The 9,202-nt window shown below is 67.3% G+C and carries 8 protein-coding genes; 1 reads left to right on the top strand and 7 read right to left on the bottom strand.

Annotation, left to right across the window (positions count from 1 at the left end):
- The 6 genes from LXM94_RS24425 to LXM94_RS24450 all read right to left on the bottom strand — a co-directional run.
- Positions 1-1,204: FGGY-family carbohydrate kinase (locus LXM94_RS24425; RefSeq protein ID WP_235774276.1), on the bottom strand; the 1,204-nt coding region annotated here is incomplete at its 3' end.
- Between the two features lie 58 nt (positions 1,205-1,262).
- On the bottom strand, positions 1,263-2,111 hold the full coding sequence (locus tag LXM94_RS24430) for a sugar phosphate isomerase/epimerase family protein (RefSeq protein ID WP_235774278.1): 849 nt from the start codon (positions 2,109-2,111) through the stop codon (positions 1,263-1,265).
- Between the two features lie 3 nt (positions 2,112-2,114).
- On the bottom strand, positions 2,115-3,110 hold the full coding sequence (locus LXM94_RS24435) for an ABC transporter permease (RefSeq protein ID WP_235774280.1): 996 nt from the start codon (positions 3,108-3,110) through the stop codon (positions 2,115-2,117).
- Complete coding sequence (locus LXM94_RS24440) at positions 3,107-4,108, bottom strand: ABC transporter permease (RefSeq protein ID WP_235774282.1); 1,002 nt, start codon at positions 4,106-4,108, stop codon at positions 3,107-3,109. Before LXM94_RS24440 ends, LXM94_RS24435 begins: the two co-directional genes overlap by 4 nt.
- A complete protein-coding gene (locus LXM94_RS24445) occupies positions 4,101-5,615 on the bottom strand; it encodes a sugar ABC transporter ATP-binding protein (protein ID WP_235774284.1) in 1,515 nt (504 codons plus the stop codon). Before LXM94_RS24445 ends, LXM94_RS24440 begins: the two co-directional genes overlap by 8 nt.
- Positions 5,616-5,706: 91 nt before the next feature.
- Complete coding sequence (locus LXM94_RS24450) at positions 5,707-6,690, bottom strand: autoinducer 2 ABC transporter substrate-binding protein (RefSeq protein WP_235774286.1); 984 nt, start codon at positions 6,688-6,690, stop codon at positions 5,707-5,709.
- A 266-nt stretch (positions 6,691-6,956) separates the two neighbouring features.
- Here LXM94_RS24450 and LXM94_RS24455 point away from each other — a divergent pair, with 266 nt between their 5' ends.
- A complete protein-coding gene (locus LXM94_RS24455; RefSeq protein ID WP_235774288.1) occupies positions 6,957-8,015 on the top strand; it encodes a LacI family DNA-binding transcriptional regulator in 1,059 nt (352 codons plus the stop codon).
- Between the two features lie 22 nt (positions 8,016-8,037).
- Here the strand turns inward: LXM94_RS24455 and LXM94_RS24460 are convergent.
- Positions 8,038-9,202: ABC transporter ATP-binding protein (locus LXM94_RS24460; protein ID WP_235774290.1), on the bottom strand; the 1,165-nt coding region annotated here is incomplete at its 5' end.

Genomic DNA, 9,202 nt, shown 5'->3' on the forward strand with positions numbered 1-9,202 from the left:
GCGCCGCGACCAGCCGCACATAGAGCGGGTCGCGCAGGAAGCTGCCGTCGAGCACGACCGTGCCGCTGCCGCCGAGCGCATCGAGGCATTCGGCCGTCAGCAGGGCGCAGGTGACGAGCGCCAGCGCCTTGCGTTCCGCGGCGTCCGCCGGTGCCGGCCCTTCGATCCGGCCGCGGCCGGCGCTGCCGGGGAAGAAGCCGTCGTCGTCGCCGAAGGAGGGAAGCGCCATCGTGCCCCGCGCGACGAGCCGCAGGACCGTTTCCGGCGTGACCGGAGCGTCGGGCGCGTCCGGTCCGCCAATCGCGGTGAATTCGCGGCCGCCCATCGCCAGCGCGCCGCCGAGCGGCCGGCCGAAGACGTCGCTGTTCAGCGTCATGCCGCGATGTTCGTCGAGCCGTTCCACCGGTGTGACGTCGGAAAGGCCGACGATCCAGGTGCCGGTCGAGACGACCGCGAAATTTGAAAGCCCCGCCGCCTGGTAGCGGTAGCAGTTGAGGCTGCTGTCATGGCCGCCGGCCAGCACCCGCATGCGCGGCAGGCCGTGGCGCTCGGCGAGCTCGGGGCGGATGGTGCCGACCGTCTCCCACGCCTTGGCGAAAGGCGGCAGCAGATGCGTCCAGCCGCGCGCGCCGACGATCGGCGAGAAGCGCTGCTCGGCGACATTCCAGAGATGCGACTGGGCGCCGAGGATCGTCGCCTCGGAAACGGCGTTCCCGGTCAGGACCCAGGCCCAGTATTGCGGCACGCCGAGAAACCAGCGGGCATTTGCGAACCGCCGCGGTTCCGCCCGCTCCATCCAGAACATCTGCCGCGCCTGGTGGGTCGCGGCATGCATCAGCGCGCTGCCGCGGTCGAGGAAGGAACCGGAGAGCGGCGCGTAGTCGCGCCGCACGTCGTCGGGCAGCGGCTGCTCGTAGTCGATCATCGGCAGCGCCGCGCCGTCGCCGGCATCGGGATCGACCGAGACGAGCACACCGCCGGAGCCGTGGCCGGAGGAGACGAAGGCCTCGAGCGGGTGGCGGCGGGAGAGGGCCGCCAGCCCGTCGAGGACCCAGCCGCGCAGCGCGGCCAGATCGTGATGGCGCCAGGGCGGCGCGGGGCGGACCGGATTGGGCACGCTCAGCGTCTCGACAAGGTGGCCGCCGGCCGTCAGCGCGTTCAGCCTGACGTTGGTCTTGCCGACATCGAGCACCGCGACCGTCATCCGGTCCTCTCCCCCTTCCCGCGGATGCGCCATGTGCCCCTGCCCTTCCGGCGCGGCCTCAGATGAGGCCGTATTGCCGCGCCTTGTTGCGCAGGAACGGCAGGCCGTTGCCCATGACCTCCGCCTCGTCCTTCGCGACGGGCCGCCAGACGGCGAGGCCGTAGGCCACTTCCGGCGGCATGTTGATGAAGCTTTCCATGGCAAGCCCGCCCTTGAAGCCGATCGCCGCGAGCGCGCCGTAGATCGCGTCCCACGGGCAGTTGCCGTAGCCGGGCGTGCCGCGGTCGCTTTCCGACAGGTGGATGTATTTGAGATGATCCCGCGCATCGAGGATGCCGTTCACGGCACCCTTCTCCTCGATGTTCATGTGATAGGTGTCGAGATGCACGAAGATGTTGTCGGCGCCGACGCGCTCGATCATCTCGACGGCCTGCCTGCCGGTGTTGATCAGATGGTTCTCGTAGCGGTTGACCGCCTCCACGCCGAGCTCGATGCCGTGCGCCTTGGCATGCCTGGCGGCCGCCGTCAGGGCATAGGCGATGTTGTCATATTCCTTCTCGGTCGGCGGTACGCCGGTGCGCTCGCCGATGCCGCCGAAAATGACGCCGGAAAGCGCCAGCGCGCCCATCTCCGCCGTCTTGTCGATTGCCACCTTCAGGTGCTCGATCGCCGCATCGGGGCGAACGGAGGCCCAGGCATGCTCCGGCAAACCGAGAGAGCAGACGGCCGGCAGGCTGTGCTTTTCGAGCAGCGCCCGCGTGTGCGCCGCGTCGACGGCCGGCGCGTTGAGCAGCGCGATCTCGATGAAGTCCATCTTGTAGGAGACGGCGGCGGCGATCGCCTTTTCCGCGCCCGCCCGGTCCCAGTTCATGGTCCACATGCTGGTGTGTACGCCGAAACCTCGCATTGCCTATTCCTTTCTGCGGAGAACGATTTTGAACTGGCCGGCAAGCCAGCGCAGCATCATGATGCCGACGAGCAGGATGCCCCAGACGGCCGTCGCCAGATGCTGGTTGGCGCCGAGAAGATTGAGACCGGAGGAGAGGAGCTGCAGCACGACCAGCGCCACGAAGACGGGCAGGACGCGGCCGAAGCCGCCGAACGGGTTCACGCCACCGAGGAAGCAGGCGAGCACGGTGATCAGCAGGTAGGACTCGCCGTGGCCGACGCGCACCGAGTTGAAGCGGGCGAGCATGATGATGCCGGCGACGGCGCACATCGCGCCCGACAGCGTGTAGACGAGCACGATGACCCTACGCGTGTTGACGCCGGAATAGCGTGCCGCCTCGATGTTCGAGCCGATCATGTAGGTGTTGAAGCCGAGCCTGGTGCGCGACAGGAGCAGGTGCCAGAGCGCCACGCAGACGATGAAGATGACAAGCGGCAGAGGGATGCCGGCCACCGAGCCGTGCCCGATGGGGCGCAGATAATCGGGAAAGCCGGAGACGTCGCCGCCGCGCGTCAGGAACTCGCCGAGGCCGCGCAGGAAGATCATCATCGACAGCGAGACGAGGATCGGATGCGCCCTGGTATAGGCGATGACGAGGCCCATCACGACACCGCTCGCCGCGCCGGCGGCGAGCGCCAGCACCACGCCGAGCAGGAAGGCGCCCGACCCGGCGTCGATGCCGCCATAAGCCTGCAGCGTCCAGGCGACGGTGAGCCCGGCGATGTTGGCCGTAAAGGTGATCGCGAGGTTGAGGCCGCCGGTGAGGATCGGCAGCAGCATGGCGAGCGTCAGCAGGCCGAGCTCCGGAAGCTGGAAGGCGACGGAACCGAAGGTCGCCTGCGACAGGAACTGCGGCGAGACGACGCCGAAGACGACCATGACCGCGACGAAGGCAGCGACGGGACCGGCCATTTCGGGGCCGACGAGATCGCGCAGGCGGCGGGCGATGCCGATCATCCGCGCCTCCCGTCGGTCTTCAGGGACGGCAGCAGCTTCGCGATATTCGCGTTGGAGAGCGTGATGGCGACAAGGATGACCGCACCGACGATCATGCGGAAGGCGAAGGGTGACACGCCCATCAGGTTGAGGCCGTTCTGCGTGATGGAGATCAGCAGAACGCCGAGCACGCAGCCGAGAACCGAGCCCTTGCCGCCGCCGAGCCGCGCCCCGCCGAGCACGACGGCGGCGAGCACGTCGAGTTCGCGGCCGTAGAGCGCGTTGGGCACCACCTCCTGCGCGTAATGCGCCTGGATGAGGCCGCCGATGCCGGCCATCAGGCCGAGCCAGCCGAAGGCGATGAACTGCATGGCGCCGATCGAAATGCCGAAGCGCCGCGCGCCTTCCGGATTGTCGCCGAAGGCATAGAGCTGGCGGCCGGTCGTCGTATGGCGGATCAGGAACCAGGTGGCGAAGACGCAGAGCGCCATGACGAGGACCGGCAGGCGGATCTCCGCCCAGCTCCCGTCCGCCATCTCGCGTTCGTAGAGGATGACGCGGTCCGTCCACCAGGCAGGCAGGTCGTAGATCGACACGCCGCGCGTGAAGAACATCAGGAGCCCGAAATAGATGTTGAAGGTGGCGATCGTCACGACGATCGAGATGATCCTGAACCGGTGGATCAGGAAGGCGTTGAAGGCGCCGAGCAGCACGCCGAGGCTACCTGCGATGAGAAGACCGCTCACCCATCCGCCGCCGCCGATCTGGCCGAGGATCAGTGCGGCCACGTATTGCACCACCGAGGCGGCGACGGCAAACGAGATGTCGATGCCGCCGGCGATCAGCACGACGAGCAGGCCGACGGCGAAGATGATGTTGACCGAGCTGATGTTGAGCAGGTCGAAGGCGTTGCCGAGCGTGAAGAAGCGCGGCGTCGCGAGGGACAGGAAGAGGCAGATGAACACGATGACGCCGAGCAGGCAGAGTTCCGTTGCCTGGGTGTGAAGGAGCTTACGCATAGACCGCCGCCTCCATGTCCTTCAGCGCGGTCCGGCGTGGATCGTATTCGCCCGCGATACGGCCCTGCGCCATGTGCAGCACGCGGTCGGCGTTGAAATAGACCTCCGGCACCTCGTCGGAGATGAGGATGATGGCGAGGCCGCTTTCGGCGAGCCGCGCCACGATGTCGAAGATGCCGGCCCGCGCCCCGACGTCGACGCCGACGGTCGGCGCGTCGAGGATCAGCAGCTTCGGGTCGGTCGCAAGCCACTTGGCGATGGCGACGCGCTGCTGGTTGCCGCCCGACAGCGTCGAGATCGCGTCCTCCTGCCGGCCGATCTTCACGCCGAGATCGGCGATCCATTTCGCCACGAGATCACGCTTCTTTCGTTCGGCAATGAAGCCGCCGGAGAGGATCCTGCGCATCGAGGCGATGACGAGGTTGTCGGCGATCGACTGCGGCTGGATGAGGCCGAGCGACAGGCGGTCCTCGGAGAGATAGGCGACGCCGGCGGCGATCGCCTCGCGGTTGGAGGCAAAGCGGACGGGCCTGCCGTCGAGCGTCACGCTGCCGCGATCCGGCCGCCGCATGCCGAAGAGGGTGAGCGCCAGCTCCGTGCGGCCGGCGCCGAGCAGGCCGGTGATGCCGAGCGTCTCGCCGCGGCGGACGGTGAAGGAGACATCCTCGAACTCGCCGCGCCGCGTCAATCCCTCGACGGTCAGGACCGGCGGCGACGCTGCGTGCGACGCAGCGCGGACGGACTGGTCGAAGGTCTTGCCGGTCATCAGTTCTGTGATGCGCGACTGGGTCATGCCCTCGGCCGGATAGACGCCGACGAGCCGGCCATCGCGCAGCACCGTGATGCGGTCGGAAATTTCGATGACCTCGGCGAGCCGGTGGCTGACGAAGACCACGGCGACGCCGGCGGCGGAAAGATTGCGGACGATCGCCAGCAGATGGTCGGTTTCCGACTGGGTGAGCGACGCCGTCGGCTCGTCCATGAAGACGATCTTCGCCTCGCCGACGAGGGCGCGGGCGATCGCCACGATCTGGCGCTGGGCAATGGCATATTCACGGAGCGGCAGGTCGATGTCGAGCGTCACGCCGAGCCGGGCGAGCACCCGTTCGGCCGTCGCGCGCATCGCCTTGTGGTTCACGAGGCGCGGGCGGTGGCCGAGCACGGTCTGGAATGCGATGTTCTCGGCGACCGACATTTCCGGAAAGAGCGCCAGGTCCTGCCAGATCACCTGGATGCCCGAGGCCTGCGCGTGGACCGGCGACATATGCGTGAAGGTCTCGCTGTCATAGAGGATCTCGGCGCCGTCCTGCGGCCGGTAGACGCCGGTGATGACCTTGATCAGCGTGCTCTTGCCGCAGCCGTTCTCGCCGGCGAGGCAATGCACCTCGCCCGGGCGGACCTCGAAGGAAACGTCGCGCAGCGCGCGCACGCCGCCGAAGGTCATGTTGATGTTCTTCAGGGACAGCAGGGGTCGTTCGACGCCTGCGCCGCCAGCCGGGGATGCCATCTTGTGCCTGCCGTTTCGAACCGTCGGTGCTGGTCGCGGTCCACCGGACCAGCCGAAGCCGGCCCGGCGGTCCGGGAGAAACCGTGAGGCCTCAGAGGCCCATGGCCGCGAGTTCGTCGACCGTGTCCTTGTTGATGGTCACGAGCTGGTCGACGATGATGTCGTTGCCCTTCGGGTCGATCTTGCCGAGGCCCTCGATCTCGTCGCCGGCCTTCAGCTCCTCGCCCTTCATCAGCTTGTCGGCGAGCGTCACGAAGACTTCGCCGGCCTGTTTCGGATTCCACATGAAGCCGCCGGAGATCGCGTCGGACTTGATGAGCTTGGCGCCCTGGCCCGGCGAGAACGGCCCGAGCACGAAGATCTCACCCACCTTGCGGCGTTCCTCGACCGCGCGGCCGGCGCCGATCGGGCCCTGGCTGCCGAAGGCGAGGAAGCCCTTGAGGTCCGGATTGGCGGAGATCAGGTCGAGCGCCGTCGAGCGGCTCTTGTCCGCGTCCTCGGCGACGCCGTAGCGCTCGCCGACGGGCTCCATCTCCGGATACTTCTCCTTGAGATAAGCGATCGCCGCATCGGCCCAGGCATTGTGCAGCGGCACGGTCAGCGAGCCGACGAAGACCGCATACTTGCCCTTGCCGCCCATCTTCTGCGCCAGCAGTTCGGCATGCGCCTCGCCGAAACCGTCGGCGGACGCGAGTTCGAAATTCCAGTTGGCGCCCTTCTGGCCGGGCGATTCATGGGTGATGACGATAATGCCCTGCCCCTGCGCCTTGGTGAGCACCGGCTCCAGCACCTTGGAATCGTTCGGCACGACGCCGATCACCTTGACGCCCTGGGCGATCAGATCCTCGATGGCCCGCACCTGCAGTGCGGGGTCGGCACTCGTCGGGCCGATCATGAAGGCGTCGATGCCGAGCGCGGCACCCTTTTCCTTGATGCCGGCTTCCATGGCGTTGAACCACGGGATGCCGCCGATCTTGACGACGACGCCGACCTTGCCGGCTTCCTGCGCAAGCGCACCGAACGCCGTCGCGAGCGAGAGCGAGGCCGCAAGCGCGGCCACTGCGAATTTCCTCATGTCGTTTCCTCCTCCATCGTTTCGTGATGGGAAAACCGGGCCTGCCGAAGACCGCCGGCCTCCAGTTGCAAGTGACTGGCGAAGAACGTGAATTCCCGCCTCCCTTCCGAGCCGCCTCCTCAAGCGGCACCACCGGCGCACAATCGATATTTCTTTTTTGCACAATCGATGGTGCAAAGACTATCCGTCAGAGTTATGCTTTCGTCAAGCGCAAATGCCTTTCGCCTCGCCGAATTCGGCACTAAGGAGAAAACCGAGGGGTTCGCATGAAAAACGGTGGTAGAAAGAAGGCGACGATCTACGACCTGTCCGTGCTGTCGGGCAGTTCGCCGTCGACCGTGAGCGCCGTTCTGAACGGCACCTGGCGCAAGCGCCGCATCAAGGAGGCGACGGCGGCGCTGATCCGCGAGCTTGCCGAAAAGCACCAGTACACGGCCAACCGCCAGGCGCAGGGCCTGCGCAGCTCCCGCTCCGGCCTGATCGGGCTGCTCCTGCCGGTACATGACAACCGCTATTTCTCCTCGATGGCGCAGACCTTCGAGGCACAGGTGCGCGCCCGCGGCCAGTGCCCGATCGTCGTCAGCGCCAGCCGCGATCCGCAGCAGGAGCGCGAGACCGCAGAAACGCTGATCTCCTATTCGATCGACGAACTCTTCATCTGCGGCGCGACCGACCCGGACGGCGTGCACGAGGTCTGCGAGAAGGCAGGCCTCAAGCACATCAATATCGACCTGCCGGGCAGCAAGGTGCCTTCGGTGATCAGCGACAACTACGAGGGCGGGCGCATGCTGACGGAGGCGATCATCCGGCAGTTTCCCGCCGACAGGCCGCTGGAGGCGGGCGAGCTCTATCTCTTCGGCGGCCGCAACGACCATGCCAGCCGCGAGCGCATCCGCGGCTTCCGCGCGGTGAAGCGGAACCTGCTCGGCGGCGACCCGGACGACTGCATCCAGACGACCGGCTATTCGCCGAACAACACGCGCGCCGCCTTCGAGGCCTTCCACGAGAAGGCGGGCCGTCTGCCCCGTGCCCTCTTCGTCAATTCGTCGATCAATTTCGAGGGCTTCCTGCGCTTCATGGCCGGCCACCCGCACGAGACCTTTTCCGACATGGTGGTCGGCTGCTACGACTACGACCCCTTCGCCTCCTTCCTGCCCTTCCCGGTCATCATGATCCGGCAGAACATCGAAGGCATGCTGGCGAAGGCCTTCGCGGTCATGGAGGAGCCGCGCCCAGCACCTGTCACCCATCTGATCCGGCCGGAGCTGATTGCGCCGCGCACGGCCCTGACAGGCCCGCTTGACGCGCTCAAGGACGTCGACTGAGGCCGAACCGGCGCAGCACGCGTCAGATGTTGAAGGCGGCGCCGATCAGGGTCTGCGTATAGGCCTCGCGCGGCGCCTCGAAGATCGCATCGGTCTCGCCCTCCTCGACGATCCTGCCGTCCTTCATGACGACCACGTAGTCCGACATGGCCTTCACCACCGAAAGGTCGTGGCTGATGAAGATGTAGGAGAGACCGTGGCTCGCCTGCAGGCCGCGCAGTAGCTCGATCACCTGGCCCTGCACGGAGCGGTCGAGCGCCGAGGTCGGCTCGTCGAGGATGACGACCTTCGGCTTCAGGATCATCGCGCGGGCGATCGCGATGCGCTGGCGCTGGCCGCCGGAAAACTCGTGCGGATAGCGGTTGCGGGCAGCCGGGTCGAGCCCGACCTCCTTCAGCGCCTCGATCGCCCGCCGGTCGCGCTCGGCGCGCGACAGCGACGGCTCGTGCACATAGAGCCCCTCGGTGATGATCTCGCCGACCGTCTGGCGGGGCGACAGCGAACCGTAGGGATCCTGGAACACCAGTTGCATCTCGCGCCTGAGCGGCCGCATCTCCGAACGGCCGAAGCCGGAAATGTCGGTCGTGCCGAAGCGGTAGTGGCCGGCGCTCGGGACGAGCTTCAGGAGCGCCCGCCCGAGGGTCGACTTGCCGGAGCCGGATTCGCCGACGATGCCGATCGTCTGGCCCTCCCTGAGCCGGATCGACACGTCCTTGACGGCCCGGAACAGCGACCGGCGCCCGCTGAACAGGCCGCCGCCGATCTGGTAGTCGACCACGACGTCGCGGCCTTCGAGGATGATCGGCGCGTCGTCGCGGGGCGCCGCCTTGCGGCCGCTCGGCTCGGCGGCGAGCAGCATCTTCGTGTAGTCGGACTGCGGCCGCTCGAAGATGTCGGCGGTCGCTCCCTCTTCCACGACCACGCCGCGGCGCATCACGGCGACGCGCTCGGCGAAGTGGCGGACGATACCGAGATCGTGCGTGATGAGGACGATCGCCATGCCGAAGCGCTGCTGCAGCGACCTCAGCAGATCGAGGATCTGCGCCTGGATCGTCACGTCGAGCGCCGTCGTCGGCTCGTCGGCGATCAGGATGTCCGGCTCGTTGGCAAGCGCCATGGCGATCATCACCCGCTGGCGCTGGCCGCCCGAAAGCTCGTGCGGATAGCTGTCGATGCGGCGCGCCGCC

This window comes from Rhizobium alarense (assembly GCF_021555155.1).
Lineage (GTDB): Bacteria > Pseudomonadota > Alphaproteobacteria > Rhizobiales > Rhizobiaceae > Rhizobium_D > Rhizobium_D alarense.